The organism is Fulvimarina manganoxydans (assembly GCF_900176465.1).
Classification (GTDB): Bacteria; Pseudomonadota; Alphaproteobacteria; order Rhizobiales; family Rhizobiaceae; genus Fulvimarina; species Fulvimarina manganoxydans.
Genome location: NZ_FWXR01000018.1, coordinates 59,383 through 84,878 on the forward strand (window position 1 = coordinate 59,383; position 25,496 = coordinate 84,878).

Below are 25,496 nucleotides of genomic sequence, written 5' to 3' on the forward strand. Positions count from 1 at the left end.
GGATCACTCGGACCCATCGACCGATTTCAGCTTTCTCGACGCCGAGCTGCCGCCTGAGGCCGAGAGCGAAGAGGAGACGCAGAGCGACTTCTCCTTCCTTGATGCGCCGGGCGCACCGGATGACGAGACCGACGAGTCGGACACAAAGCCTGCCGGCGCCGCGAAAGACGGCGAAACGGCGCTCGGCGACGAGCCGCCGCGGCCCCAGACCGAAGACCGACCGGGGGCGCTGAGCGCCGAGCCCGCCGACATGCGGGTCGATGCGGCAGACCGTCAGCCCATAGCCAGCGAGACGCCGCAGCCTGTCGAGCCCCTCGACGAGACCCGCCCTGAGACCGAGCCTGGCGTCGCGCCTCCTATCGCCGATGAGAGCCAGTCCACCTTGAGCGACGACGCCAAGGAGGAGGAAGCCGACTTCTCCTGGCTCGATGAAGATCTGCCGCCCGAAGACGAGGATGAAGACGAAGAAGACGGGGCGACGCCAGCGGTCACTGCCGCGCCGCGCCGCCCGCAGGTTGCCGGCGATGCCGGTTTTCGCCTGCGCGAAGAGGCCCGGCCTCAGCCCGCCGGCCCGGCGGCGCCCCAACTCACCTGGCTTCAGCGCCTGCGCGCCGCGCTCGGGCGATCCTCGACCCAGCTCACCGGACAGATCACCTCGATTTTCACCAAGCGCCGCCTCGACGAGGAGGTGCTTCAGGATTTCGAGGACGTCCTCATCCAGGCCGATCTCGGCGTCGAGACGGCGATGCGTATCACCGATCGCCTCTCCGAGGGCCGCTATGGCAAGGAAGTCTCCGGCGCCGAGGTGAAGCGCGTGCTGGCCGAGGAGATAGAGAAGGCGCTCGACCCGGTCGCTCTGCCGCTCGAACTCGATCTCGAAAAGACCCCGCATGTCATTCTGGTCGTCGGCGTCAACGGCACCGGCAAGACGACGACCATCGGCAAACTTGCCGCGAAGCTCACTCGTGCCGGTCTGTCGGTCACGCTCGCGGCCGGCGACACGTTCCGCGCGGCGGCGGTCGAGCAGCTGAAGATTTGGGGCGAGCGCACGGGCTCAGAGGTCGTCGCGCGGCCGATCGGCGCCGATGCGGCGGGGCTCGCCTTCGACGCCTATGACACGGCGGTCAAGAACGGCTCGGATGTTCTGATCATCGACACGGCGGGTCGTCTTCAGAACAAGGCCGAACTGATGGCCGAGCTCGAAAAGATCATCCGCGTCCTGCAGAAGCGCGAGCCCGACGCGCCCCATACGGTGCTCCAGACGCTGGACGCGACGACGGGTCAGAACGCCATGAACCAGGTTGACATCTTCCGCAATGTGGCGGGCGTCAACGGCCTCGTCATGACCAAGCTCGACGGCACGGCCCGCGGCGGCATCCTCGTCGCCATCGCCGCCAAGCACCGCCTGCCGGTCTATTTCGTGGGTGTCGGCGAGGGGATCGACGATCTCGAACCCTTCAAAGCCCGCGACTTCGCCGCCGCGATCGCCGGCGTGGAGGCCGAAGCGATCAGCGAAAGCGCTTAAGCTTTGCCGTGCCTTGAGGCGCGGCCACGGCTTCGATCCCGTACCCTGCTCGATCGGCCGGGCGCGGGGTCATTCAGCGCCGGCAGATCCTCCGAGCTTAAATTCGGCGATCCGATCGCCGGTCGCGATCGAATAGACGAGAATACGGCTTCCCGACGCGTCTTCGATGCGGATCGCCAGCCGGTCGCCGTCGAGATCGGTCTCCGTGACACGCGCGCCCGCCTCGAGGGCGATCGAGACCGGCGCCTGGAGCCTATCGGCTGGCGGCGCGTCGCCCGTCTGCGTCCGGTAGATGATCACGCCGAGGACGGTCATCAGGGCGAGGAACAGAAAACCGAGCGAGACGGCGAGCAGCGCCACCATCTTGCGCCGTAGCCGCTCCACGGCCGGGTCGAGCGGCTTCTCCGCGTCCTTTTCGTCTTCGCCCTGCATATCCGTCCTGTTTCAAGAGGTCTTTCGGAAGACCGAACTGGCTTGTCTCATCGTCATGGCAAGCGAGCGCGAAGGACGATGATCGTCGTGCTCCCTAGCGCATCGCGCCGAAAAATGGGAATCGCCTGACGGATAGACAGGAAAAGCGAGAAAAGGCGAAGGCCGCGATGGAGAAACGACGCTATAGGGTCGGGGCCGAAGAGGCGGGTGAGCGCATCGACGCCTTTCTTGCCAAGGCGAGCGAGGGCGAGCTGTCGCGCGCTCGCATTCAAGGGCTCATCGCGGATGGGGCTGTGACGCTTGCCGGCGTTCCGATCGCGGCGGCCAAGCGCCGTGTCTCGGAGGGCGAAGAGATCGAAATCGGCTTTCCCGCCCCGGAAGATCCCGAGCCCGAGGGCGAAGCCATTCCGCTTATGATCGCCTATGAGGATGACGAGCTGATCGTCGTCGATAAGCCGGCCGGCCTCGTCACCCATCCAGGCCCCGGCAACTGGACGGGAACCCTCGTCAACGGGCTGATCCATCATTGTGGGGACAGTCTTTCGGGCATCAACGGCGTGCGGCGGCCGGGTATCGTCCATCGTCTCGACAAGGAGACGAGCGGGCTGATCGTGGTCGCCAAGACCGATGCCGCCCATAAGGGCCTCGCCGCGCAATTTGCCGCCCATGGTCAGGACGGGCAGATGCGTCGAGCCTATAACGCCCTTGTCTGGGGCAAGCCCTTGCCGGAGGTCAGCGTCATCGATGCCCCGCTCGGCCGCGCGCGAAACGATCGGACGCGCCGGGCTGTCGTCAGCCCGAACGCGCCCGATGCGCGCCATGCGGTGACTCATTATACGGTTTTGGCAGCGGCCCCCGGACAAGAGCCCTTGGCGAGCCTCGTCGAATGCCGGCTGGAGACGGGGCGTACCCACCAGATCCGCGTCCATATGGCCCATATCAAGCATCCGCTTGTCGGCGATGGCGTCTATGGGGCCGGCTTTCGAACCAAGAGCGCCAAGCTCGAAGAGGGGCCGCGCGCTGTCGTCGAGGGCTTTTCGCGCCAAGCCTTGCATGCGGCCGAACTCGGCTTCGTCCATCCGGTCAGCGGCGAGCCCATGGCCTTTCGATCGCCCATTCCGGCCGATATGAGGGAACTTGGTGCGGCTCTTGCCGTTGAAATCACAAGCAAATAGCGCCAACACTTCGAGGTGGGGCGCAGTATGCGTCGCGTCAAGCTTTTTTGAACATAGACCGATGCAATCGATGACACGCGTCCCCATATGAGGGGACGAACCCGGGTGCGTGATACGGCCCGGAGTGGCCGGCTCGCTGTGTGGAGCGGTCGCGCGGAAGGATGGAGGGTTTCTCATGGCCCAGATGAGCTTGCCGAGTGTGACCTCGGGAGAAGGCGGCCTCAACCGTTACATGGAAGAGATCAGGCGGTTTCCAATGCTGGAGCCGCAGGAAGAATATATGCTCGCCAAACGCTATGCCGAGCATGACGATCGCGGTGCGGCGCATCGGCTGGTGACGAGCCATCTGAGGCTGGTCGCCAAGATCGCCATGGGCTATCGCGGCTACGGCCTGCCGATCGGCGAGGTGATCTCGGAGGGCAATGTCGGCCTGATGCAGGCGGTCAAGCGCTTCGATCCCGAGCGCGGCTTCCGCCTTGCAACCTATGCCATGTGGTGGATCAAGGCCTCGATCCAGGAATATATCCTGCGCTCCTGGAGCCTGGTGAAGATGGGCACGACCGCGAACCAGAAGCGGCTGTTCTTCAATCTGCGCAAGATGAAGAGCCGCATCCAGGCGCTGGACGAGGGCGATCTTAAGCCCGATCAGATCAACCAGATCGCGACCCAACTCGGCGTGTCCGAGGAAGAGGTCGTGTCGATGAACCGCCGCTTGTCGGGCGATGCGTCCCTCAATTCGCCGATCCGGGCGACGGAAGGCGAATCCGGCGAGTGGCAGGACTGGCTGGTCGACGAGAACGAGTCCCAGGAAGAGATTCTTGCCGAACAGGACGAACTCGATCAGCGCCGCGGCATGCTGCGTCAGGCGATGGATGTGCTCAACGATCGCGAGCGCCGCATCTTCGAGGCGCGCCGCTTGTCGGAAGAGCCGATCACGCTGGAGACTCTATCCGGCGAATTCGATATCAGCCGCGAGCGCGTGCGTCAGATCGAGGTGCGCGCCTTCGAGAAGGTGCAGAAAGCTGTGAAGGAAACGGCGGAAGCCAGCCGCCGCGCCTTGCGTCCTGTGCAGGGTGAAGCGCGGGTCTGACGGAGAGTGTCTGTCTTTCATTGGAGTGTCGGCGAAGCTATCGCGCGGCTCTCCACGACGCGTTCCGATCGATTTGCGATAGAGCGCTGACGAGAAAGGGGAGTGGGGAAACCCGCTCCCTTTTGCTGTCGACTGTCCAAATCGGGACACCGAAAAAGCCGATCCTGCGAGGGACCGGCTTTCGTATAAGTCATGCATTCATATTCGACTGCGCCGACGCGCTCGATCAAAAGCGGCGCGGGGCTGGTTGGCTGGCCGGACGGCGATGGGCGCGGCGTCCCGTGAACTTCTTGGCGACCCAGCCGACGAAGAGCGCTTTGAGAATACTACGGAACATCAGTGTCTCCTGACTGAATGTTTCAGTTTCATGACCCTATGAACGCCGCTTGACGCCTTTGGTTTCCGTAAAGACCTCGCATCACACGCAAAAACCTGTCGCATTTGCCCATTTCACGGCTTGTTGTTTTCCTTGGGCGCCCAACTTCTCCTCTCTGGTTGGAGAGAAGAAAGGTGCGAAGAGTTCATGGATAAAGAGGTCTTCGTCAGACGGCTCGGGCCGTTTCCTCATGTCAGCCCGCCGGTTTTCATCACCTCGGCCATTCTGATCCTTGGTTTCATTCTCTTCGGCGGCATCTTCACCGATACGGCGGCAACGGTCTTCTCCGCCGCTCAATCCGGGATCGCCGACGGCTTCGGCTGGTTCCTGATCCTCGTCACGAATGCCGCGCTCGTCCTCAGCGTCTATCTCGCCTTCAGCCGCTTCGGCGATATCCGTCTCGGCGCGCAGACCGAGGAGCCGGAATATGACATCGTCTCCTGGACGGCGATGATGTTCTCGGCCGGCATCGGCATCGGCCTTCTCTATTGGGCCGTCGCCGAGCCGCTCTTCCATTTCTCCTCCCCGCCGATCGGCCAGGCCGAGACCGCCGAGGCCGCCAAACAGGCCATGGTCATCTCGTTTCTCCATTGGGGCTGGCATGGGTGGGGCATCTATTGCATCGTCGGCATGGCGCTCGCCTATTTCCACTATCGCCAGGGCTTGCCGCTCTCGATCCGCTCGGCGCTCTATCCGTTGATCGGCGAGCGCATCTATGGCTTCTGGGGCCATGTGGTGGACATTCTCGCCGTTTTCGGCACGATGTTCGGTATCGTTACCTCGCTCGGCCTCGGCGTCATGCAGATCAATGCAGGCCTGACGAGCCTCTTCGGCCTTCCCGACAGCCTTCTTCTGCAGATCGGCCTCGTCGCCGCGATCACCGCCTGTGCGACGCTGTCGGTCGTCGCCGGTCTCGACAACGGTATCAAGCGCATCTCGAACTTCAATATCTATCTCAGCTTCGCCATGCTCGCCTTCATCGTGGCGATGGGCCCCGCGCTCTTCATCTTCGACAGCTTCATCGAGAATATGGGCGCCTATATCGAGAATTTCGTCTATTATTCGTTCTGGAGCGAGAGCTATTCGGGCACGAATTGGCAGGTCGACTGGACCCTCTTCTATTGGGCCTGGTGGATCTCCTGGTCGCCCTTTGTCGGCATCTTCATCGCGCGCATCTCGCGCGGGCGCACCATTCGCGAATTCGCGCTCGGCGTGCTCCTGATCCCGTCGACCATTCTGTTCTTCTGGTTCACCGCCTTCGGAGGCGTCGCGGTCCATATGGAGCTCATGGGCGATCCGGGTCTCGTCGCCGCGGTGCAGGACGATTACGGCCGCGCGATCTTCGAGTTCCTGCAATTCTATCCGCTGCCGACGCTCACCACCCTCGTCGTCCTGTTCATGATCCTCGTCTGGTTCGTCACCTCGTCGGATTCCGGCAGCTTCGTCATCGACATGCTGACGGCCGGCGGGGACGACAATCCGCCGAAGATCCAGCGCATTTTCTGGGCGGTGACCGAAGGGGCGATCGCGGCCGTCCTGCTCGTCGCCGGGGGCTTGAAGGCGCTGCAGTCGGCGGCCGTCGTCGCTGGCTTCCCCTTCGCCTTCGTATTGCTGGTGATGATGTGGGGTCTCGTCAGGGCGCTCGGCCGCGACAAGCTGGTTCTCTACCGATACGACCAGGCCTATCGCACAGAGGCGGAGACGGAAGCGGCCTCACCCAGCCCCTATGTCGGCGAGAATTCGCTCAAGGGCCCGCCCTCGCTTCGATGAGGGCGGCGCGGGTCCCGCGTCGAGGGGACATCGGGCGATCGATAGATGATCGCCCTTTCGTCAGGAGAGCTTGGCGCGCAGCCTTTCGGCCACCGCATCGCCCATGCCCGATGTGTTCACTTGGCTTGCGCCGGGCGCCATGATGTCGCCGGTGCGGATGCCCGCGTCGAGCGTTTCGGCAATCGCGGCTTCGAGGGCGTCGGCCTCGGTGATCATCTCGAAGGAATAACGCAGGCCCATGGCGAAGGACGCGATCATCGCCAGAGGATTGGCGAGGCCCTTGCCGGCAATGTCCGGCGCCGAGCCGTGCACCGGCTCGTAGAGGGCGCGGCGCATGCCGGTCGTCTGGTCGGGCGCGCCGAGCGAGGCCGAGGGCAGCATGCCGAGGGAGCCCGTCAGCATCGCCGCGATGTCGGACAGCATGTCGCCGAAGAGATTGTCGGTGAGGATGACGTCGAACTGCTTGGGGTTCTTGACGAGCTTCATGCCGCCGGCATCGGCCAGCTCGTGTTCGAGCGTCAGATCGGCGAATTCCTCGCGGTGAACGCGGGTGACGACCTCGTTCCAATAAAGGCCCGATTTCATCACATTGCGCTTTTCCATCGACGTGACCTTGCCGCGACGGGTGCGGGCAAGCTCGAAGGCGGCGCGGGTGATGCGCTCGATCTCATAGGTCTCGTAGACCTGGGTGTCGATCGCCCGCTTCTGGCCATTGCCAAGATCGATGATTTCCTTGGGCTCGCCGAAATAGACGCCGCCGGTCAATTCGCGTAGGATCAGGATGTCGAGACCCTCGATGATCTCGCGCTTCAAGGAGGAAGCGTCGGCCAGCGCCGGATAGCAGATCGCGGGTCTCAGATTGGCGAAGAGTTCCATATCCTTGCGCAGGCGCAAGAGGCCGGCTTCCGGTCGCTTGTCGTAATCGACGCCGTCCCATTTCGGTCCGCCGACCGCGCCGAAGAGGACCGCGTCGCACGCCATGGCGAGGTCCATCGTGGCGTCTGAAATCGGCGCCCCTTCCGCGTCATAGGCCGAGCCGCCGACAAGGGCCTTCTCGGTGGTGAAGCCGGCCGAGACGGTCTCGTTGAGAACCGTGACGAGTTTCTCGACCTCGGCCATGGTTTCCGGGCCGATGCCGTCACCGGGCAGAAGGAGAAGCTTTCGCGATGCCATGAACCGTTTCATCCTTTCACTGAAAGGGACTGGGGCGCGCGAAAGCACCCGTCCCAGCATCGGATCGAAAAGCGGGCTCCGGCTTTCGGCGCATCCAATGCAAACCATTGCGTTTCAGGATCGTCGAACCCGATTTCGAGAGCGGGCCTTCGGATCGAGAAGTCGGGTCTCCATAGGATCAATGGCGCGGAAGGGAAAGGGGTCGATGGCGCGGAGGCGCGGGACGCCTCCCGTCAGCGGCTTGAGGCGGTCCTGGCCGTTGCCGGGCTCAGGGTTTCCTGAACCTCGAAGCGGGTCGAGGAGCGCTGAAGATTGCCGTTGATCAAATCGAGCGTTTTGGCCAGGGAGGCTTTCTCCCTCTCGCTGAGCCCGTCGAAAGCGAGATCGAGGACGAGCTCGGATCGCTCGCGAATCCAATCGCGCATGGCGTGGGAGCGCTCGGTGAGAAACAGGCGTCGAACCCGGCGGTCGCCCGCTTCCGTGCGGCGTTCGACGAGCCCGGCATCGACGAGCCGATCCACCTGCCGGGAAATCGTCATCGGCTCCATCTCCAGAAGGGCGCCGAGCTCGGACTGTCCGATGCCTTCGGCGGCCAAAAGGCGCGCGATGATCCGGATTTGCGGCCAGGACAGCTTCTGATCCCGGTGCACGTGTTCGAAACCCTGGCGCATCATGCGCGCGGCATCGAAGAGGCGGATGACGAGATGTTGTTTCGCAGACAGGTCCATGAATCCAGATTGCTGAATTCCACACCAAAATCAATCACGCATGAAGCAATTAGACGAATGAAGGAGCGTGATGACCGGCGCCGGCTTCGTCTCGCCCGTCCGTCCATCCCATCGCCGATCCTCGATTTCGGCTTTGCGATGTCATGCAAATTCAGTGGCGATGCGATGGACGATGGAATGGCGCCGGGCGAGCGTGTCGATATCCTTCGAATAGCCGCCGCCGAGGACGCATGCGACGGGAACGTCGCGCTCGCGAATGAAGCCGATCGCGTGACGGTCACGCTCGGCGAGCCCATCGTCGCTCAAGCTGAGGCGACCCAGCCGATCGTCCTTATGCGGGTCGACCCCGGCATTGTAGAAGACGATGTCCGGCTTGGCGCGCTCGAAGGCCGTTCGAAGCGCGTCTCGAAAGATCGCCAGATAGGCTTGGTCGCCCAGCCCGTCCTCCAGCCCCACATCGAGATCGGACGTGGCTTTGCGAACCGGATAGTTCTTTTCGCAATGGATCGAGAAGGTGAAGACGGAAGGATCGCCCGCGAAGATGCGGGCGGTGCCGTCGCCCTGATGAACGTCGCAATCGACGACGAGAACTTTGGCGACATCGCCATCGGCGATCATCAGCCGGGCTGCGACGGCGACATCGTTGAAGACCGAAAAGCCCGCTCCTTGATCGGCCCGCGCATGATGACTGCCGCCGGCGGTGTTGCAGGCAAGGCCTTCGGCAAGCGCCAGGCGTCCTGTCAGCACCGTCCCGCCGGTGGCCGCGCGCGAGCGCAGCGCGACGCGCTCGTCCACCTTGAAGCCGATCTCCCGCTCAATCGGCTCCGGCACCGCCTGGCCGAGCACCTGATCCACATAGCGCGCGTCATGGGCGAGCCGCAGCCAGCCGGGAAGGGCCGGGGCGGGAATGTGCCAACCGTCCTTTTCCACGAGCCCATCAGCCAGGAGAACATCCGCGAGCCTGGAAAATTTCGACATCGGAAAGCGATGCGCGGCGTCGAAACGTGCGTCGAAGGCGGGATGGTGGACGATGGGAAGTCGCATGGCGCGTCAGATAGCGCTCGCAGGGTTCGGCGAACAGCGCGGCTCGCCGACGCGGCGTCTCATCCAAAGCCGGAGACGGCGCGCCGCTCGTCTTGAGCAAACCGCACCGCGCTGGCTTGATAACGTCATCGGCTCGATCAGCCGGACATCGCATCATCCGTTGCGGAAGGTGTAGCCGTAGCCATTGAGGGCGGGGGCGCCTCCGAGATGGGCATAAAGGATCTTCGAGCCTTTCGGGAAATAGCCCTTCGAGACGAGGTCGATCATGCCCTGCATGGATTTGCCCTCATAGACGGGGTCGGTGATCATGCCCTCGAGTCTGGCGCACAGCCGGATCGCCTCCTTGGTCTCCTCGGACGGAACGCCATAGATCGGATAGGCATAATCCTCGACGAGGACGACGTCGCGCTCCTCGATCTCGCGGCCCAGCTTGACGAGGTCGGCTGTGCGGCGTGCGATCTCGACAACCTGGGCCTTGGTCTGGGCGGGCGTTGCCGAGGCGTCGATACCGATCACCTTTTCAGCACGCCCGTCCTTGGCAAAGCCCACCGTCATGCCGGCATGAGTCGAGCCGGTGACCGTGCAGACCACCACATAGTCGAATTGGAAGCCGAGATCAGCTTCCTGCCGCCGGACCTCCTCGGCGAAGCCGACATAGCCGAGCCCGCCATAGGGATGGACCGATGCGCCGGCCGGGATCGCATAAGGCTTGCCACCCTTGGCCTTCACGTCCTCGATCGCCTCTTCCCAGCTGCGGCGAATGCCGATGTCGAAGCCGTCCTCGGCCAGCCGGACATCGGCGCCCATGATGCGCGACAGCATGATATTGCCGACCCGGTCATAGACCGCGTCCTCATGGGGCACCCAGGCTTCCTGAACGAGGCGACATTTCAAGCCGATCTTGGCGGCGACGGCCGCGACCATGCGGGTGTGGTTCGACTGGACGCCGCCGATCGAGACAAGCGTGTCGGCGCCCGACTTGATGGCGTCCGGCACGATATATTCCAGCTTGCGCAGCTTGTTGCCGCCAAAGGCAAGACCCGAATTGCAGTCCTCCCGCTTGGCGAAGATCTCCACATCGCCGCCGAGATGATCGCTGAGGCGGGACAGCTTCTCGATCGGGGTCGGACCGAAGGTGAGGGGATAGCGTTCGAAGTCTTCGAGCATGGGCCAGCCTGTTTCGCGTTGTCGGCGCCATGCTATGCGCAAAGAGGCGGAAATGTCCTTTCGAAGATTGCGACAAGCGGTCAGTATCGGCGAGACAACTGCGCAAAAAATGGAAGAGTGTCTCGCTAATAAGGCTCAAAATGGAAGAAAACGCCAAACCGCCGGAGCTCGACAAGATCGACCGGGCGATTCTCCGCCTCCTCCAAAGAGACGGCCGGCTGAGCAATGCGGAGCTCGCCGAGACGGTGGCGGTCAGTCCAGCCACCTGCCATCGCCGGACTCAGCGCCTTTTCCGGGAGGGCTTTCTAACCGGGGTGCGGGCAGTCGTTGCGCCGGACAAGATCGGTCGAGGCGCTCTCGTCATGGTCGGCGTCGTTCTGGACCGGTCGACGCCGGAGAGCTTCGCCGAGTTCGAGGCGGCGGCCGAGAGGCTCACCTTCGTTCTCGACTGCCATCTGGTCGCCGGCGATTTCGACTATCTCCTGAAGATCCGGGTCGGCGACATGAAGGATTTCAACCGTCTTCACGGCAGCCGCTTGATCGCCCTGCCCGGTGTCCGCCAGACACGCACCTTCTTCGTCATGAAGGAGGTGGTCGACAACCGGCCGCTGGATTTCTGAAGGGGTGGGAGGGACCGCCATCTTGAAACGCGGTAGGCAAGGCAAGGCTGCGCCTGACCAGCCCGCTCCCGATTTCGCACGTGACTGTGCCGATGGGGGACTGTCGACCGCCGCCTCGTGATTATCGGATGCTTTGCGATCGGACCAAATTGATCTTAATAACCAAATGGTTAACGTGGAAGGTGCGTCCGCTTTCAGGGACATGGCTGGCTCGGCCAGCAACCCAATCGCACGGCTCGATCGTCAGTGGTCTAGCGTCGACATTCATGAGGCTCGTCATGCTCGGGCTCCGTCCCGAGCTTCCAGTCACAGCTTTAAAATTATGATATTGTTGTCGTTTCGGGATCCCAGGGACAGAGCCCGAGAATGACGCCCTCAATGAAGGGGGATGTCTAAGAGCAAACACCGGCTCGGGCGATCAGGACGAAGTGAGCGAAGCACCATGCGCTCGCGTCCACTCATCCGGCCGCTTCAACCAAAGCCAAGACGGCATCCTTCATCCAATATCCGCGCCCGCAATCGGACCCTGGCACACCCCTTGCTTTTTCCTCGGCCAAACGAAGGTTTAAGAAGGCGTTAAGGAGTTTGCCCCGATGCGATACAGGTCGATGATCGTCCCGATCCTTGCCGCCGGCGTCGCGCTTACGGCGCTTCCCGGTATGGCCGAGCCCTTTCTCGAAGATGGCGGTGGCGTGCGCAGTGGCGCCGAGATCGGTTTCGATGCCAATGACGACGAGTTTCTGGCCGGTGGCGGCGGGATCGATGCGAGCCCGGACATCTATTCCAATGACGAGGCCGAAGACTTCCTGGAAGACGGCGGGGGGATCGAGATCCGTCCCGACATTCTGTCGATCGACCAACAGGAGGAGTTCTTGGAGGATGGCGGCGGCTTTTCCGATACCGAGATCGCCGTGCCTGTGCCGGTTCCCGCCTATCGCGGCGAGCGGGTTGTCGTCCCGCCCGTGGTGCAGCCCGACCGGGTGACGAGGGCTGCGGAGGCGCGCCGCTGGCGCGACGCGCCGCGCCCGCGCATGCGATTCGAGACGCGCGGCTCGATGATCATCGCGACGGTCGTCGACGCGGCCGATCAGCGCCGCCGCGCGCAGAACGTCGCCTATCGCCAGAATGACGACCGCGCTCCGATCGGTTTCGACGCAGACTCGGAAGGGGCTCGGATCATCGACGTCGAAAGCGAGCGCCTCGACAGGCGGCCCTATCCGGCATCGGGGCTCGACATCATCCACAGGCCGGGCGGCCCGAAGATCATCCGCATTTCGCCGAATTTCTGACCGCTGGTCCGATTATCGCACTCCGCCCTTCGATGCGCATATGAGGCTGCATCGAAGGGCGTTGGGCACGGAAAGAGCCGATTACAGCCCGACCAGGAACGGATTGCTGCGCCGCTCGTCGCCGATGCGGCTCGCCGGGCCGTGACCGCAGAGAAAGCCCACATCGTCGCCTAAGGGGAGAACCTTGTCGCGGATCGAGGCGAGCAATGTCTGATGGTCGCCGCCGGGCAGATCGGTGCGGCCGATCGAACCGTTGAAGAGAACGTCACCGAGAATAGCGAAATTTGCCTCGCGGTTCACGAAGATCACATGGCCCGGCGCATGGCCCGGCGTGTGGAACACCTCGAAACGATGCGCGCCGAAGCTGACGGTGTCGCCCTCCGAGAGAAACCGGTCGGGCGTGCAGTCGCGGATCGTTCCGGGAAGACCGAACATGCGCGCCTGTTCGCTCAGCGCGCCGAGAAGCGGCTTGTCCGCCACATGGGGGCCGACGATCTCGACGCCGAGCGCGTCCTTCAGGTCCATCGCGCCGCCGGCATGGTCGATATGGCCATGGGTGATCCAGATTGCCTCGATGGTGACGCCAAGTCGCGCGATCGCCGCCTGGATCGTCTCCACATCGCCGCCCGGATCGATGACGACGCCGGTCTTTTCCTCACCATCGAAAAGAATGGTGCAGTTCTGCATGAAAGGCGTAACGGGGACGATCTCGGCCTGAAGGGCGGTCATCATGTCTCCTGTCGATGGGGGAATTCGGGTCGCAGCGCGAAGAGGGGCCGCCAAGCCAGGAAGGCCCGCTCGCCAGAGGGGCGACCGGGCCTTGAAGCAAAGCGACGAATGGAGGCCTGTCGATTACTCGGCGGCGGCGCGCTTGGGCGTCACCTCGTTGGTGTAATCCTCGACGAGGCGGCGGGTGATGTCGCCAGGCGCGAAGCGCCAATCGGCGATCTCGGAGACCGGCGTGACCTCGGCGGCCGTACCCGTCAGGAAGCATTCGGAGAAGCCGGAGAGTTCCTCGGGCATGATCGCCCGCTCGATGACCTCGATCCCGCGCCGCTTGGCGAGATCGATGACCGTGCGCCGGGTGATGCCATTGAGGAAGCAGTCGGCCTTCGGCGTGTGGATGACGCCATCCTTGACGAAAAAGATGTTGGCGCCGGTCGCCTCGGCCACTTGACCGCGCCAGTCGAGCATCAAGGCGTCGGCATAGCCCTTGGCCTCGGCCGCGTGTTTGGAGATGGTGCAGATCATGTAGAGGCCGGCGGCTTTCGATTTCGACGGCGCGGTCATCGGGTCCGGCCGCCGATATTCGGCGAGATCGAGCCGGATGCCCTTCATGCGCTGCTCGGGATCGAAATAGCTCGGCCACTGCCAGATGGCGATGGCGACATTGATGCGGTTCTTCTGGGCCGCGACGCCCATCATCTCCGAGCCGCGCCAGGCGATCGGCCGCACATAGGCATCGGAAAAACCTTGGCGGCGCAGAAGCTCGTTGGTCGCCGTATCGATCTCGTCAGCCGAAAAAGGCAGCTGGAAGCCGAGAATGCGGCCCGACTCGATCAGCCGCTCGGTATGCTCGCGCAGCTTGAAGACTTCGCCGCCATAGGCCCGCTCGCCCTCGAAGACCGCGCTGGCATAATGCAGGCCATGGGTCAGGACATGGACCTTGGCGTCCTTCCAGGGGAGAAACTCCCCATTCATCCAGATTTCGCCATCGAGTTGATCGAATGGAACGCTCATCCTGTCACGAAGCGCCGGCTGGGCGCCCTCCCTAATGTTGTGTAACGTCCGGCACTTCGGGCGTGTTGATCCTTGGGGCTTTCACCGTTCCGTCTCAACCGGAAAGGATGGCGAAACCTGGGACGGTCTGGACCGATCTCACGGAACGGTCGATATGAACGACAGTCAAGACCCGCTCACCGTTCCCTCGCCATGGATCAAGGTGTAACGTGAAACCGAAATTACGTCAACAGTACTGACCTAAATTATGGATGAAGCCCTCACCGCCGACCCCGGCCCGGACGATCTGCCTGTTTCGGCGGAGCCGATTGTGGACCAGCCGCTCGAAACCCGGGGCGAGATCGACTTCCGCTTCATCGAGCTGCTGTTCTTCGCCTATCGGCAGTTCACCAGCGACGCCGATGCGATTTTGTCGGATTATGGGTTCGGACGCGCGCATCACCGGGTTCTGCATTTCGTCAATCGCTCGCCCGGCATGACGATCGCCGATCTTTTGGATCTCTTGCAGATCACCAAGCAGTCCTTGTCGCGGGTGCTGCGCCAGTTGATCGACGAGGGGTTTATCGCCCAGCAGCCCGGCCGGGAAGACCGCCGCCAGCGCTGCCTCTATCCGACGCCCAAGGGCCGGCGGCTGACACTGGACCTCAGCCGGGCCCAGGTGCGGCGCATATCGGACGCGATCGGCGGCCTGGCGCCGGAGGAGGCGGATGCCGTCGCCGCTTTCCTCTATCGCCTCGGCGGACGGGAAGGCACGGCGCAGGACTGGCTGCTTCGCCAGGACATCGTGAAGGAGGACGATCGATGATTGAGGCCATCGCCGAGACCGAGACGAACCATCTGCCCGACGATGCGCCCCATATCCTGATCGTCGACGACGACCGGCGCATCCGCTCGCTCCTGTCGCGCTTTCTGTCGGAGAAGCGGTTCCGCGTCTCGGTCGCGGCCGATGCGGCGGAGGCGCGCCGGATCCTCGCCGGTCTCGATTTCGATCTTCTGATCGTCGATGTGATGATGCCGGGCGAGAACGGGGTCGATCTCGTGCGCTCGCTGCGCGAGACCCGCGACTGCCCGATCCTCATGCTGACCGCCCGCGCCGAGATCGAGTCTCGGATCGAGGGGCTGGAGGCCGGCGTCGACGACTATCTGTCGAAACCCTTCGATCCGCGCGAATTGCTCCTGCGCCTCAACAACATTTTGAAGCGCGGCGGCCAGCCGGCACCGACGGCGATCGAGACGGTGCGCTTCGGGCCCTTTGCCTTCAATCTGCCGCGCCGGGAGTTGAAGAAGGGCACCGATATCGTCCGGCTGACCGAGCGCGAACAGGACATCATGGCGCAATTTGCCGCCAAGGCTGGAGAGACCGTGCCGCGCCTGTCGCTTCTCGGCGAGGAGAACGAGGTGGGCGAGCGCACCATCGATGTCCAGATCAACCGGCTGCGGCGCAAGATCGAAGCCGATCCCGGCAATCCGGTCTGGCTGCAGACGGTGCGCGGCATCGGCTATCGGCTGAACATCGATTGAGCCTGAAGCGGAGAGGGCGATGAGGCTCCGGCATTTTTCGCCGAAGCGCCGGTCGAAGCAGTGGAACCCGATGTCTCGCGCAACGAGGACGTCGGCCCATGGCCGGACCGGATCGGATGCGATGGAGCGATCGCGGGATGCCGAGCATGCGCGGCCCTTCGCCCGCTGGGGAGCGGCGGCACGCGCAAAGCTGCCGGCACCGGCCCGCGATTGGCTGGCCGCCTGGCCGGACGTATTCGGCTGGCGCTGGCTGAAGCGCGTGACGTGGCCACGCACGAGCCGGATCGATATCTGGCGTGGACCGCTGCGGCCGATTCCGCGCTTCTTCCGGCGCGTCGTCCCAAAGAGCCTTTATGCCCGTTCGCTGCTCATCATCATCACGCCCATGGTGATCCTGCAATGTGTCGTCACCGTCGTCTTCATGGAGCGCCACTGGGCCCTCGTGACCGAGCGGCTGTCCAACGCCGTGGTGCGCGACATCGCGGCGATCGTCGACATGATCGAATCGATCCCCGGCGAGGAGGGCCATGCGATCGCAACGCGCATCGCCCGCCAGCGTCTCGACCTCAACGCCTCCATCGAGCCCTTGGCGCCGCTGCCGCCGCCGGCGCCGAAACCCTTCTTCAACATTCTCGACGGCATCCTGTCCGAAGAGATCACTCGCCAGATCGGCCGGCCCTTCTGGATCGACACGGTGGGCGATTCGCGCATCGTCGAGGTGCGCATCCTGCTCGACGATGCGGTGCTCCGGGTCTTTGCTCCGCGCAATTCCGCCTATGCCTCGAACACCCATATCTTCATCGTCTGGATGGTCTCCACCTCGCTGGTGCTCCTCCTCATCGCGATCCTCTTCCTGCGCAATCAGATCCGCCCGATTCAGACTCTCGCGGCCGCGGCCGAGGGGTTTGGCCGCGGACAACCCATGCCCCCGGAATTTCGCCCGCGCGGGGCCTCGGAGGTGCGGCGCGCCTCGATCGCCTTCATCCAGATGCGCGATCGCATCGAGCGGCAGATCGAACAGCGCACCCAGATGCTGAGCGGCGTCAGCCACGATCTGCGCACGATCCTCACGCGCTTTCGCCTGCAGATCGCCTTCTTGGGCGAGGGCGAGGATGCCGATGAGCTCAACGCCGATATCGACGAGATGCAGCGCATGCTGGAGGGCTATCTCGCCTTTGCGCGCGACGAGGCGGGGGAGGAGGTGGCCGAGCTCGACCTCTCCGACCTTCTCGCCCGCTTCGAGCATGAGGCGCGGCTGAAGGATCGCAGGCTCGAAACCCATCTGTCGGGCGATCCGCGCCTGACGGTGCGCCCCGACTCCTTCACGCGGATGGTCACCAATATTGTCGGAAACGCCCTGCGCTATGCGACCCATGTGCGGGTGAGCGCGTCCCATGAAGGGCGCTGGCTGACGATCACGGTGGAAGACAATGGGCCGGGCATCGCGCCGGCCGACCGCGAAGAGGTCTTCAAACCCTTCGTGCGCCTCGACACCGCCCGCAATATCGATGCCGGCGGCACAGGCCTCGGCCTTGCCATCGCCCGCGACATCGCCCGCAGCCACGGCGGCGATATCCTCCTCTCCGACAGCGAGATGGGCGGCCTCAGAGCGCTGATCCGCCTGCCGGCGTGAGGCGCTCTATCCCTTGGACAAGCCAGGGGGAAGCGGTCTAGGGAGGCCCATCTCGCTGCTGGCTTTTCCTGGTGAATAAGATCGGCTCCCCTCATGACCACGCTCGAAACCCGCCGCCTGATCTCCCGTCCCTGGCAACAGGCCGATGTGGAACCCTTCTTCGCCCTTTCCAGCGACCCGGAGGTCATGCGCTTCTTCGGCGGGCCGCAGCCGCGCGAAACGGTCGAGGCGGTGGTTAAGACCGCCATGGAGCGCCAGCGGGACTTCGGCGTCTGGTTCCAACCGCTCATCCTGAAAGAGACCGGCGCCTTCATCGGGATCACCGGCATCGCGAAGGTTCTCTTCGAGGCGCCTTTTACCCCGGCCGTCGAGATCGGCTGGCGGCTCGACCCTGCTCATTGGGGGCAGGGGCTTGTCACCGAAATCGGCCGCGCCTTCATCGATTACGCGTTCATGGAACGAGGCTTTGACGAACTCGTCTCCTTCGCTGTCCACGACAATGAACGCTCGATCGCGGTGATGAAACGGCTCGGTTTCACCCATGACCGGGGTGATGATTTCGACCATCCCCGGGTGCCGGACGATCTCTCCCATCTGAAGCGGCATGTGCTGTATCGATTGCGGAACGGCGCCGGCAAAGGCTGAATGGGCCGAATGAGCTAAGCGCATGATTTCGAGGCGCTGCGATCGTCAGCCAGTCTCTGCCGAAATGGGCTTCAGGGCATCAGCCAGGCATGGTCGGGATCGGCGACGAAGCGCCATTTGCGCAAAGGGCCGGCCATGACGTTCAGATAATACATCTCGTAGCCATGCGGGGCGCCGCAGGGGTGGTGGCCGCGCGGGACGAGGACGACGTCGTGGCTCTTCACCGCCATGGTCTCGTCGAGTGCGCCGTCTTCCGTATAGACCCGCTGGACGCCGAAACCCTGGTCGGGATTCAGGCGGTGATAATAGGTCTCTTCCAGATAGGTGATTTCGGGGAAGCGGTCCTCGTCGTGACGATGGCTCGGATAGCTCGACCAATGGCCGGCCGGCGTGAAGACCTCCGTGACCAGAAGCGAATCCGCGACGTCGGCGTCCTCCATGGCGATATTGTTGATGAAGCGCGTGTTCGAGCCCTCGCCGCGCTGGGTGAGCGTGATGCCGTCCGGCCCGAGACGCCTCGCCTCGTGGCCGCTTTTGCCCGGCGCGAGACAGACCGCCAGCGTGCAAGGGGTCTCGGCGACCGCCTCCCAGTCCTGATCGTTCGGAATGTAGAGGCAATGGGGCGGCGTCTTCTCGAAGACGTCCATCCTCTCGCCGAGAACGCCCCAATCGGTGCCGGCGGCGCGGATCGCCGCCTTGCCTTCCACCATCACCAGAATGGCTTCGTTGGAGCCGAGGCTTCCGGACACGCTCTCGCCGGGCGAGAGGCGATAGAGCTTGAAGCCGACATAGGTCCAGCCAGCGTCTTCGGGCGCAATGTCGTGGACGAGGCCGCTGGTGCCCAAAGGTTTGCGCAGAAGGCTCATGTGGCAGGTTCCTTGTCGAGTCCGCTCTCGCGGGCGATCCGGCGGAGCGCTTCGAGGCCCATGGACTGGTAGAGCTTGGGCTCGCGCACGGACGGGTCTTGCTCGGCCTCGATGACGAGCCAACCCGAATAGCCGTGCTCGGCCGCGCTTTTGAGCACGGGTGCGAAATCGACCCCGCCTTCCGGGTCGCCTGGCACGGTGAAGACGCCGCGCCTGACGCCTTCCAGGAAGGACAGACGCTCCTCGCGGACCTGTCGCATGATGTCGGGCCGGACATTCTTGGCATGGATATGGGAGACGCGATCCATGTGGCGCCGGGCGCCTTCGGTCGGATCGCCGCCGCCGAAGAAATAGTGTCCGGTATCGAACAGAAGCCGGGTCTTGGGGCCGGTCTCGGCCATCAGCCGGTCGACCTCCTCCGGCGTCTCGACGATGGTCCCCATATGATGGTGATAGACCAACGCGATGCCCTGGTCGGCGGCGAAATCCGCCAGAGACTCGATCCCGTTGCCGAAGCCGGCCCAGTCGGCTTCGCCAAGGACCGGCTTCTCGGCCAGCGCCTTGCCGTCGTCGCCATGGATGGCGTTCGAGGTCTCGCAGACGATGATGACCTTCGATCCGACCGCCTTCAGGAGGTCGAGAAAGGGTTGCATCGCCCGCTTCTCTGTCTCGATATCATTCACCAGAAGATTGGTCGAATGCCAGCCCGACACAAAGCGAAGACCGCGCTGCCCAAGCTCCTTCTGGATGCCTTCAGGCGTGTCGGGAAGCTTGTGGCCCTTCTCGATGCCGTCGAAGCCGATCTCGGCCGCCTCGTCGAGGCATTGCTCCAGGGTGATATGGGCGCCGAGCGAGCGATCGTCGTCATTCGTCCAGGCGATGGGATTGGTGCCGTAAAGGATCATCGGCGTGCTTTCAGTTGATCGTCATAGGCGGCGCGGGCCGACTGGACCTCGCGGCGGTTCGAAACTTCCGGGATGGCGACGTCCCACCAATGGCCGCCATGGGGCGTCGAGGGATAGGGGTCGGTGTCGATGACGACGACATAGGGGCCCGTCTTGCCGCCGCGCTCGGCAAGGGCGGCCTCCAGCTCGGCGATGGAGCCGACCTTCACCGCCTCGGCCCCCATGGCGCGGGCATGGGCGGCAAAGTCGATCGCCGGCGGGTTGCTGAGGTTGGAGGAGGCATAGAGATTGTTGAACTCGGCGCCGCCGCTCGCGACCTGCAGGCGGTTGATACAGCCATAGCCGCGATTGTCGGTGACGACGACGGTGAAGGACACGCCCATCATGGCGGCGGTCGCCAGCTCGGAATTCGCCATCATGTATGAGCCGTCGCCGAGCATGCAGATGACGTCGCGCTCGGGCTCGGCCATCTTGATGCCGAGCGCTCCGGCGATCTCGTAGCCCATGCAGGAATAGCCATATTCCATGTGATAGGCGCCGGGGCGCGGGGCCTTCCAGAGCTTGTGAAGTTCGCCCGGCATGGTGCCCGCCGCGCACATGACGACGCTGTCCTTCCCGCTCGCCCGCTGGACGGCGCCGATCACCTGGGCGTCGGTCGGAAGGGCATTGCCGCCCTCCTCCGGAGCGTTCGTCAGGGGATCGACCGAGGCGAACCAGGCTGATTTCAGATCGGCCGGCGGGGCCGGCGCGCGGTGGTCGCCGAGCGCCTCGCTCAGCGCTTCGAGCGCCACTTTCGCATCGGCTGAGAGCGGCTCGGCGCCATGCTTCATGGCGTCATAGGCGGCGACATTGATCGAGACCAATACGCGGTCGGGGTTCTGGAAGAGCGCCCAGGAGCCCGTGGTGAAATCCTGAAACCTCGTGCCGACACCGATGACGAGATCGGCCTTCCGGCAGACCGCATTGGCCGAGCTCGCGCCGGTGACGCCGACCGGGCCGAAATTATACGGATCGTCGAAGGCGAGCGCCGACTTGCCCGCCTGGCTTTCCACCACCGGAATGGCAGAACGCGTCGCAAAGGATTGGAGCGCCTCGCAGGCGCCGGAATAATGAACGCCGCCCCCGGCGACGATGACCGGCGCCTTGGCTTGGCGGATCAGATCGGCGACCCGTTCGACCTCTCTGGCGTCGGGCGCCGGCCGGCGGCGATACCAGATCTTCGGCTCGAAAAAGGCCTGTGGCCAGTCATAGGCCTCGGCCTGGACATCCTGGCAGAAGGCGAGCGTCACCGGGCCGCATTCGGCCGGATCGGTCATCACGCGCATGGCTCGGGGCAGGGCGGTCAAGAGCTGCTCGGGGCGCGTGATGCGGTCGAAATAGCGTGAGACCGGGCGGAAGCAGTCATTGACCGTCAGCGTCCCGTCGCCGAAATCCTCGATCTGCTGAAGAACGGGATCGGGACCGCGCCCGGCGAAGACGTCGCTTGGCACGAGAAGCACCGGCAGGCGGTTCACATGGGCAAGGCCCGCCGCCGTGACCATATTCGTCGCGCCGGGACCGATCGAGGAGGTGATCATCATGGCGCGGCGACGGCCCAACTGCTTGGCATAGGCGATCGCCGCATGGGCCATGGTCTGTTCGTTCTGGCCGCGAAGGGTCTTCATCGTCTCGCGCGCGCCTTCCAGCGCCTCGCCGAGACCGGCCACATTGCCATGGCCGAATATCGCCCAGCAGCCGGCGATGAAGGGCTCGCCCTCCTCCGTCATCTGGGCCGAGAGCCAGCGGATCATGGCCTGGGCGGCCGTCAGCCTGATCGTCGTCATGCGCCTGTCTCCCTGTCGTTTCGTGCCAGCGCCTGATCCCAGAGCCCGCAGAGACGGGTGAAGTTCTCCGTCATGCGCGCGATCGCAGTCTCGTCGTCGATCCGGTCGGCGAACCAGTCCCGCGCCGCATCCCCGAAAATGGTGCGTCCGACCGCAAAGCCTTTCACCAGCTTGTGGCGGGTGGCCTCGGCGAAACTTGCCGCCAGCTCAGTCTCGCTGGCGTCGAGCCCGAGCACCACCACGCCGCGGCAATGGGGATCGTTTTCTTCGATCGCCCGGCAGGCGGTCTCCCAGGCGCGTGCGCTCGTCAAGGGTTCGAGTTTCCACCAATCGGGATGGATGCCGATCTCGTAGGTGCGGCGAATGAGTGTCGCGACGGTGTCGTCGTCGACGGGCCCGACCTTGGAGGGGATGATCTCCAGGAGAAATTCCAGCCGGTTGCGCCGCGCCGAGGTAAAGAGCCGCTTCAGCGTCTCCTCCTGGGCGGCCCGCATGGCCGCCTCGTCCTCCGGGTGGCAGAAGCAGAGAACCTTGACCACCTGATGGAGCGGCCATTCGCTCAAGCCCCCGGCATCGGGGCCGAGTTCGGCTTCGAATTCGAGTGGGCGCGAGCCCGGCAATTCGGCGGGCCGCGCGACCCAGAGGCCGGTGCCGGTCGCTGCCTGGAGCGCGCTGCGGCCGAGCCGGTCGTCGCACAGGAGCCCATAGCCCGGTCGCCCATCGGCGACCGCGAGGGTTGCCTTCAGGCAGAGGTCCTTGAAACGACCGATGCGCCGAGGCGTCGCCCCGTCCAGTTCTTCCATCTGAATGCGATGGTCGAAGGCGAAGACGCGCATCTGCGGCCATTCACCATGGCGGTTCGTCGACCAGTGAAGCTGGTCGAGCTCGCGGTCGTGGCGAAGCGCCGGCGTCTTGACGCCGCGTTTCAAGAAGAACTGCAGCTCTTCAAGGCTCGGATAGGCCGGCGTGCAGCCATGGCGCGACACCGCGAAGGCGCCGCAGGCATTGGCATATTCCAGCGCACGCGGCCATGTCTCGTCGTCGAGCCAGCCTTTCAGAAGGCCCGACATGAAGCCGTCGCCCGCGCCGAGCACGTTGAACACCTCGATCGGGAAGCCCGGCCCGGTCTGTCCCTCGTCGAGGGATTGGGGGATTTTTCCGGTGAAGGCGGCCGCGCCCGCAGCGCCCCGCTTGCAGATCAGCGTCGCCGAGGTCTTCTCGCGCACCGCGCGCAAGGCTTCCAACGTGTCCGTCGAGCCGCCGGCGATGTGGAACTCCTCTTCCGTCCCGACGATGAGGTCGAAGAGGCCGAGATGGCTCTGAAGGCGCTCGGTGACGGCGGCGCTCTCGATGAAGCGGTTCTCGCCGTCGCCATGGCCGGACAGGCCCCAGAGATTGGGGCGATAGTCGATATCGAGGGCGGTGCGTGCGCCGTGCTGGCGCGCCAGACGGAGCGCTTTGAGTACGGCGGCTTCCGTGCGCGGATGGGACAGATGTGTGCCCGTCGCGACCACTGCGCGGGCCTCGGCGATGAAGCCCTCCTCGATGTCTTCCTCGCAGAGCGCCATGTCGGCGCAGTTCTCGCGATAGAAGATCAGGGGAAAGGAGTTTTCGTCGCGAATGCCGAGAAGGACGAGGGCGGTGAGGCGCTCCGGGTCCGTCTTCACGCCGCGCACGTCGACGCCTTCCTTGACGAGTTCCTCGCGCAGGAAGCGGCCCATATGCTCGTCGCCGACCCGCGTGATCAATGCGGATTTGAGGCCGAGCCGCGCCGTACCCGTCGCCATATTGGTGGGCGAGCCGCCGACATATTTCTGGAACGAACCCATGTCCTCGAGGCGCCCGCCGACCTGGGCGCCGTAGAGATCGACGGAGGAGCGACCGATGGTGATGATGTCGAGTGGTTTCACACCGTGCCTCCCAGCGATCCTTCGAGTTCGGCCATGTCCTGGCCGCCGGCCATCATGTCCTGCAGCTCTTCCGGCTTGATCTCCCCGCGCTTGGCCGTTCCCAGGGTCTGGCCGCGATTGAGCACGGTGAAGCGGTCGCCGATCGCCATGGCATGGCGGACATTGTGGGTGATGAAGACGACGCCGACGCCGCTCTTGCGAACCCGGTCGATGGTCGAGAGGACATTGGCGGTCTGGCGCACGCCGAGCGCCGAGGTCGGCTCGTCGAGGATCAGGACCTTGGCGCCGAAATAGACCGCCCTTGCGATCGCCACCGTCTGGCGCTCGCCGCCCGACAGGGTGCCGACCGCCTGGGTTGGGGCGCGCAGGTTGATGCCCATGCGCTGCATCTCATCCATCGTCACCTGATTGGCCAGGCGAAAGTCGATGAATCTGAACGGCCCAACCTTGCGGACCGGCTCACGGCCCATCCAGAAATTGCGGGTCACGCTCATCAGTGGGATCATCGCCAGATCCTGATAGACCGTCGCGATCCCCGCGCCCATCGCGTCGCGCGGGTTCTGGAAGCTCATCGGCTCGCCGCCGATCAGGATCTCGCCCTTGGTCGGCTTGTGGACGCCGGCCATGGTCTTGATGAAGGTCGACTTGCCGGCGCCGTTGTCGCCGAGAAGGCAGTGGCATTCGCCGGGACGAACGTCGAAGGAGACGCCGTTTAGGGCGATCACCGGGCCGAAATGCTTCTCGATATTCTTCATTTCGATCAAGGGCGACATCAGCGTTCTCCCGTGATCGCGCGGCGGATATAGGTGTTGAAGACGACGGCGAGGATCAGGATCGTGCCGAGAAAGACGCGGAAGAGCGAGCTTTCGGCCTGGGCGAAGAACAGGCCCTGCTGGACGACGCCGAAGATCAGCGCGCCGAGGGCGGCGCCGACGATCGAGCCATAGCCGCCGGTCAGAAGCGCGCCGCCGATGACGACGCAGATGATCGCCTCGAACTCCTTCAACAGACCGCGATCGGCGGCGGCGGAACCGAATTCCATCACCTGGGACGTGGCGAAGACCGTGGCGCAGAAGGCCGTCGTCATGAACATGAGGATCTTCACCCGCGCGACCGGCACGCCGACATAGCGCGCGGCCTGGGCATCGCCTCCCGATGCGAAGATCCAGTTGCCGAAGCGGGTGCGTGTCAGAACGATGTGGGCGACGATGATGAGGCCCAGCGCCCAGAGGACGACCATGGGGATGCCGTCGATGATCGGCTGGCCGGTGCGGGTGCCCCGCGTATAGGTTTCCGTCCAGCCATTTTCGGCGAGCCAGACGAACAGACCTGAAAACGCCTTGCCACCGAAAAGCGGCGCCAGCCAGTCGCCTTCCGCTAGCGGCGCGATGCCGCCGATGATGGTCTGCTGGGTGGTCAGAATGGAAAGCCAGATGGTGAGGCCGCGCAGGACATAGAGCGAGCCGAGGGTGACGATGAAGCTCGGAAGGCCGGTGCGGATGACCAGAAGGCCGTTGAGGGCGCCGATCGCGATCGCCACTAGAAAGGCGACGAGGATCGCGCTCCAGACCGGCCAGCCCCATTGGACCGAGAGGATCGCGATGACGATGCCTGAAAAGCCGATCATCGAGCCGACCGAGAGGTCGAATTCCCCGGCGATCATCAACAGGCAGGCGCCGACCGCGATGATCGCGAATTGGGCGGAGACGACCGTCCAGTTCATCACGCCCTGAAGGCCGAACATGCCCGAATCCCGGGCGATGGCAAAGAAAAAGACGAAGACCAGGATCGCGCCGCAAATGGAGCCGAGCTCGGGCCGCACCAGGGCCGAACGCAGCCGCGATCTGGATTTGAGACGTTCGTCATCGGCGGCGATGGTCATCGCGGCGTCACCTCTTCAATGGGTCGGTGGATGAAAACGGGCGCTCGAAGCGCCGAAGGATGTGAGCGGAAAGGTCCCTCGACCTTTCCGTTCGCATCCGCGCGTCAGAGCCGAGGCTCGGAGCGGATGGGCTTGGACGCTGGGGAAGGTTTCTCGATATCGGCCTGCTCAACCCCTGAAAA

Annotated in this window: 22 protein-coding genes and 1 pseudogene; 10 read left to right on the forward strand and 13 right to left on the reverse strand. The window is 64.1% G+C overall.

Annotated features, from left to right (window positions below):
* Nucleotides 1-128: 128 nt before the first annotated feature.
* Nucleotides 129-1,525 (forward strand): annotated as a pseudogene (gene ftsY / locus B9A15_RS16885) (signal recognition particle-docking protein FtsY); the annotation flags it as partial.
* Between the two features lie 69 nt (nucleotides 1,526-1,594).
* Here ftsY and B9A15_RS16890 read toward each other — a convergent pair.
* On the reverse strand, nucleotides 1,595-1,957 hold the full coding sequence (locus B9A15_RS16890; protein ID WP_084411695.1) for a hypothetical protein: 363 nt from the start codon (nucleotides 1,955-1,957) through the stop codon (nucleotides 1,595-1,597).
* Nucleotides 1,958-2,124: 167 nt separating this feature from the next.
* On the opposite strand from B9A15_RS16890, the gene B9A15_RS16895 reads away from it, so the two are divergent.
* The 3 genes from B9A15_RS16895 (at nucleotide 2,125) to B9A15_RS16905 (ending at nucleotide 6,368) form a co-directional block, all read left to right on the forward strand.
* Nucleotides 2,125-3,132, forward strand: a complete 1,008-nt coding sequence (locus B9A15_RS16895; RefSeq protein ID WP_084411696.1) for an RluA family pseudouridine synthase — start codon at nucleotides 2,125-2,127, stop codon at nucleotides 3,130-3,132.
* A gap of 175 nt (nucleotides 3,133-3,307) precedes the next feature.
* Nucleotides 3,308-4,222, forward strand: coding sequence for an RNA polymerase sigma factor RpoH (gene rpoH / locus B9A15_RS16900; protein WP_084411697.1), 915 nt, complete (start codon nucleotides 3,308-3,310; stop codon nucleotides 4,220-4,222).
* A gap of 523 nt (nucleotides 4,223-4,745) precedes the next feature.
* Nucleotides 4,746-6,368 (forward strand): BCCT family transporter, encoded by a 1,623-nt coding sequence (locus B9A15_RS16905; RefSeq protein WP_084411698.1) that lies wholly within the window; start codon nucleotides 4,746-4,748, stop codon nucleotides 6,366-6,368.
* 60 nt (nucleotides 6,369-6,428) lie between these two features.
* On the opposite strand, the gene leuB is transcribed toward B9A15_RS16905, so the two are convergent.
* From leuB to B9A15_RS16925, 4 genes are all read right to left on the reverse strand, one after another.
* The gene (gene leuB, locus B9A15_RS16910) at nucleotides 6,429-7,541 is read right to left on the reverse strand and encodes a 3-isopropylmalate dehydrogenase (RefSeq protein ID WP_084411699.1); all 1,113 of its coding nucleotides are present in this window, start codon (nucleotides 7,539-7,541) and stop codon (nucleotides 6,429-6,431) included.
* 233 nt (nucleotides 7,542-7,774) lie between these two features.
* Nucleotides 7,775-8,269 carry a MarR family winged helix-turn-helix transcriptional regulator gene (locus B9A15_RS16915; protein ID WP_084411700.1) on the reverse strand — a complete coding sequence of 165 codons (495 nt, stop codon included), beginning with the start codon at nucleotides 8,267-8,269 and terminating at the stop codon, nucleotides 7,775-7,777.
* Nucleotides 8,270-8,410: 141 nt separating this feature from the next.
* A complete protein-coding gene (locus tag B9A15_RS16920; protein WP_084411701.1) occupies nucleotides 8,411-9,313 on the reverse strand; it encodes a histone deacetylase family protein in 903 nt (300 codons plus the stop codon).
* 153 nt (nucleotides 9,314-9,466) lie between these two features.
* Nucleotides 9,467-10,480: a 1-aminocyclopropane-1-carboxylate deaminase gene (locus B9A15_RS16925; RefSeq protein WP_084411702.1), complete on the reverse strand. Its 1,014-nt coding sequence runs from the start codon at nucleotides 10,478-10,480 to the stop codon at nucleotides 9,467-9,469.
* A 140-nt stretch (nucleotides 10,481-10,620) separates the two neighbouring features.
* On the opposite strand from B9A15_RS16925, the gene B9A15_RS16930 reads away from it, so the two are divergent.
* Nucleotides 10,621-11,100, forward strand: a complete 480-nt coding sequence (locus tag B9A15_RS16930) for an Lrp/AsnC family transcriptional regulator (RefSeq protein ID WP_084411703.1) — start codon at nucleotides 10,621-10,623, stop codon at nucleotides 11,098-11,100.
* Between the two features lie 593 nt (nucleotides 11,101-11,693).
* Entirely contained in the window at nucleotides 11,694-12,389 is a 696-nt protein-coding gene (locus B9A15_RS16935) for a hypothetical protein (RefSeq protein ID WP_139798453.1), read from the forward strand.
* Nucleotides 12,390-12,470: 81 nt separating this feature from the next.
* On the opposite strand, the gene B9A15_RS16940 is transcribed toward B9A15_RS16935, so the two are convergent.
* Both B9A15_RS16940 and B9A15_RS16945 read right to left on the reverse strand, forming a co-directional pair.
* The gene (locus tag B9A15_RS16940) at nucleotides 12,471-13,118 is read right to left on the reverse strand and encodes an MBL fold metallo-hydrolase (protein WP_084411736.1); all 648 of its coding nucleotides are present in this window, start codon (nucleotides 13,116-13,118) and stop codon (nucleotides 12,471-12,473) included.
* 123 nt (nucleotides 13,119-13,241) lie between these two features.
* Complete coding sequence (locus B9A15_RS16945) at nucleotides 13,242-14,129, reverse strand: branched-chain amino acid aminotransferase (RefSeq protein ID WP_084411705.1); 888 nt, start codon at nucleotides 14,127-14,129, stop codon at nucleotides 13,242-13,244.
* 247 nt (nucleotides 14,130-14,376) lie between these two features.
* Between B9A15_RS16945 and B9A15_RS16950 the strand changes: the two genes are divergently transcribed.
* The 4 genes from B9A15_RS16950 to B9A15_RS16965 all read left to right on the forward strand — a co-directional run bounded on the left by B9A15_RS16950 (nucleotide 14,377) and on the right by B9A15_RS16965 (nucleotide 17,928).
* On the forward strand, nucleotides 14,377-14,934 hold the full coding sequence (locus B9A15_RS16950; RefSeq protein WP_084411706.1) for a MarR family winged helix-turn-helix transcriptional regulator: 558 nt from the start codon (nucleotides 14,377-14,379) through the stop codon (nucleotides 14,932-14,934).
* Nucleotides 14,931-15,650 carry a response regulator gene (locus tag B9A15_RS16955; RefSeq protein WP_084411707.1) on the forward strand — a complete coding sequence of 240 codons (720 nt, stop codon included), beginning with the start codon at nucleotides 14,931-14,933 and terminating at the stop codon, nucleotides 15,648-15,650. The genes B9A15_RS16950 and B9A15_RS16955 overlap by 4 nt, the downstream gene beginning before the upstream one ends.
* Before the next feature lie 70 nt (nucleotides 15,651-15,720).
* A complete protein-coding gene (locus tag B9A15_RS16960; protein WP_244557009.1) occupies nucleotides 15,721-17,283 on the forward strand; it encodes an ATP-binding protein in 1,563 nt (520 codons plus the stop codon).
* 93 nt (nucleotides 17,284-17,376) lie between these two features.
* Nucleotides 17,377-17,928, forward strand: coding sequence for a GNAT family N-acetyltransferase (locus tag B9A15_RS16965; protein ID WP_084411709.1), 552 nt, complete (start codon nucleotides 17,377-17,379; stop codon nucleotides 17,926-17,928).
* Between the two features lie 71 nt (nucleotides 17,929-17,999).
* Here the strand turns inward: B9A15_RS16965 and iolB are convergent, their stop codons facing one another.
* The 6 genes from iolB to B9A15_RS16995 are packed head-to-tail and all read right to left on the reverse strand — an operon-like array spanning nucleotide 18,000 to nucleotide 25,314.
* Nucleotides 18,000-18,794 (reverse strand): 5-deoxy-glucuronate isomerase, encoded by a 795-nt coding sequence (gene iolB / locus B9A15_RS16970; RefSeq protein WP_084411710.1) that lies wholly within the window; start codon nucleotides 18,792-18,794, stop codon nucleotides 18,000-18,002.
* Nucleotides 18,791-19,699, reverse strand: coding sequence for a myo-inosose-2 dehydratase (gene iolE, locus B9A15_RS16975; protein ID WP_084411711.1), 909 nt, complete (start codon nucleotides 19,697-19,699; stop codon nucleotides 18,791-18,793). The genes iolB and iolE overlap by 4 nt, the downstream gene beginning before the upstream one ends.
* Complete coding sequence (gene iolD, locus B9A15_RS16980; RefSeq protein ID WP_084411712.1) at nucleotides 19,696-21,522, reverse strand: 3D-(3,5/4)-trihydroxycyclohexane-1,2-dione acylhydrolase (decyclizing); 1,827 nt, start codon at nucleotides 21,520-21,522, stop codon at nucleotides 19,696-19,698. The genes iolE and iolD overlap by 4 nt, the downstream gene beginning before the upstream one ends.
* Nucleotides 21,519-23,432: a bifunctional 5-dehydro-2-deoxygluconokinase/5-dehydro-2-deoxyphosphogluconate aldolase gene (locus B9A15_RS16985; RefSeq protein ID WP_084411713.1), complete on the reverse strand. Its 1,914-nt coding sequence runs from the start codon at nucleotides 23,430-23,432 to the stop codon at nucleotides 21,519-21,521. The genes iolD and B9A15_RS16985 overlap by 4 nt, the downstream gene beginning before the upstream one ends.
* On the reverse strand, nucleotides 23,429-24,208 hold the full coding sequence (locus tag B9A15_RS16990) for an ATP-binding cassette domain-containing protein (RefSeq protein ID WP_139798455.1): 780 nt from the start codon (nucleotides 24,206-24,208) through the stop codon (nucleotides 23,429-23,431). Before B9A15_RS16990 ends, B9A15_RS16985 begins: the two co-directional genes overlap by 4 nt.
* Complete coding sequence (locus tag B9A15_RS16995; RefSeq protein ID WP_084411715.1) at nucleotides 24,205-25,314, reverse strand: ABC transporter permease; 1,110 nt, start codon at nucleotides 25,312-25,314, stop codon at nucleotides 24,205-24,207. The genes B9A15_RS16990 and B9A15_RS16995 overlap by 4 nt, the downstream gene beginning before the upstream one ends.
* Nucleotides 25,315-25,496 lie beyond the last annotated feature (182 nt).

What these genes read in the sequence shown, in the direction of transcription:
- B9A15_RS16890 (WP_084411695.1), bottom strand. Translation starts at nt 1,957, where the DNA reads ATGCAGGGCGAAGACGAAAAGGACGCGGAGAAGCCGCTCGACCCGGCC.
- B9A15_RS16895 (WP_084411696.1), top strand. Translation starts at nt 2,125, where the DNA reads ATGGAGAAACGACGCTATAGGGTCGGGGCCGAAGAGGCGGGTGAGCGC.
- rpoH (WP_084411697.1), top strand. Translation starts at nt 3,308, where the DNA reads ATGGCCCAGATGAGCTTGCCGAGTGTGACCTCGGGAGAAGGCGGCCTC.
- B9A15_RS16905 (WP_084411698.1), top strand. Translation starts at nt 4,746, where the DNA reads ATGGATAAAGAGGTCTTCGTCAGACGGCTCGGGCCGTTTCCTCATGTC.
- leuB (WP_084411699.1), bottom strand. Translation starts at nt 7,541, where the DNA reads ATGGCATCGCGAAAGCTTCTCCTTCTGCCCGGTGACGGCATCGGCCCG.
- B9A15_RS16915 (WP_084411700.1), bottom strand. Translation starts at nt 8,269, where the DNA reads ATGGACCTGTCTGCGAAACAACATCTCGTCATCCGCCTCTTCGATGCC.
- B9A15_RS16920 (WP_084411701.1), bottom strand. Translation starts at nt 9,313, where the DNA reads ATGCGACTTCCCATCGTCCACCATCCCGCCTTCGACGCACGTTTCGAC.
- B9A15_RS16925 (WP_084411702.1), bottom strand. Translation starts at nt 10,480, where the DNA reads ATGCTCGAAGACTTCGAACGCTATCCCCTCACCTTCGGTCCGACCCCG.
- B9A15_RS16930 (WP_084411703.1), top strand. Translation starts at nt 10,621, where the DNA reads ATGGAAGAAAACGCCAAACCGCCGGAGCTCGACAAGATCGACCGGGCG.
- B9A15_RS16935 (WP_139798453.1), top strand. Translation starts at nt 11,694, where the DNA reads ATGCGATACAGGTCGATGATCGTCCCGATCCTTGCCGCCGGCGTCGCG.
- B9A15_RS16940 (WP_084411736.1), bottom strand. Translation starts at nt 13,118, where the DNA reads ATGACCGCCCTTCAGGCCGAGATCGTCCCCGTTACGCCTTTCATGCAG.
- B9A15_RS16945 (WP_084411705.1), bottom strand. Translation starts at nt 14,129, where the DNA reads ATGAGCGTTCCATTCGATCAACTCGATGGCGAAATCTGGATGAATGGG.
- B9A15_RS16950 (WP_084411706.1), top strand. Translation starts at nt 14,377, where the DNA reads ATGGATGAAGCCCTCACCGCCGACCCCGGCCCGGACGATCTGCCTGTT.
- B9A15_RS16955 (WP_084411707.1), top strand. Translation starts at nt 14,931, where the DNA reads ATGATTGAGGCCATCGCCGAGACCGAGACGAACCATCTGCCCGACGAT.
- B9A15_RS16960 (WP_244557009.1), top strand. Translation starts at nt 15,721, where the DNA reads ATGTCTCGCGCAACGAGGACGTCGGCCCATGGCCGGACCGGATCGGAT.
- B9A15_RS16965 (WP_084411709.1), top strand. Translation starts at nt 17,377, where the DNA reads ATGACCACGCTCGAAACCCGCCGCCTGATCTCCCGTCCCTGGCAACAG.
- iolB (WP_084411710.1), bottom strand. Translation starts at nt 18,794, where the DNA reads ATGAGCCTTCTGCGCAAACCTTTGGGCACCAGCGGCCTCGTCCACGAC.
- iolE (WP_084411711.1), bottom strand. Translation starts at nt 19,699, where the DNA reads ATGATCCTTTACGGCACCAATCCCATCGCCTGGACGAATGACGACGAT.
- iolD (WP_084411712.1), bottom strand. Translation starts at nt 21,522, where the DNA reads ATGACGACGATCAGGCTGACGGCCGCCCAGGCCATGATCCGCTGGCTC.
- B9A15_RS16995 (WP_084411715.1), bottom strand. Translation starts at nt 25,314, where the DNA reads ATGACCATCGCCGCCGATGACGAACGTCTCAAATCCAGATCGCGGCTG.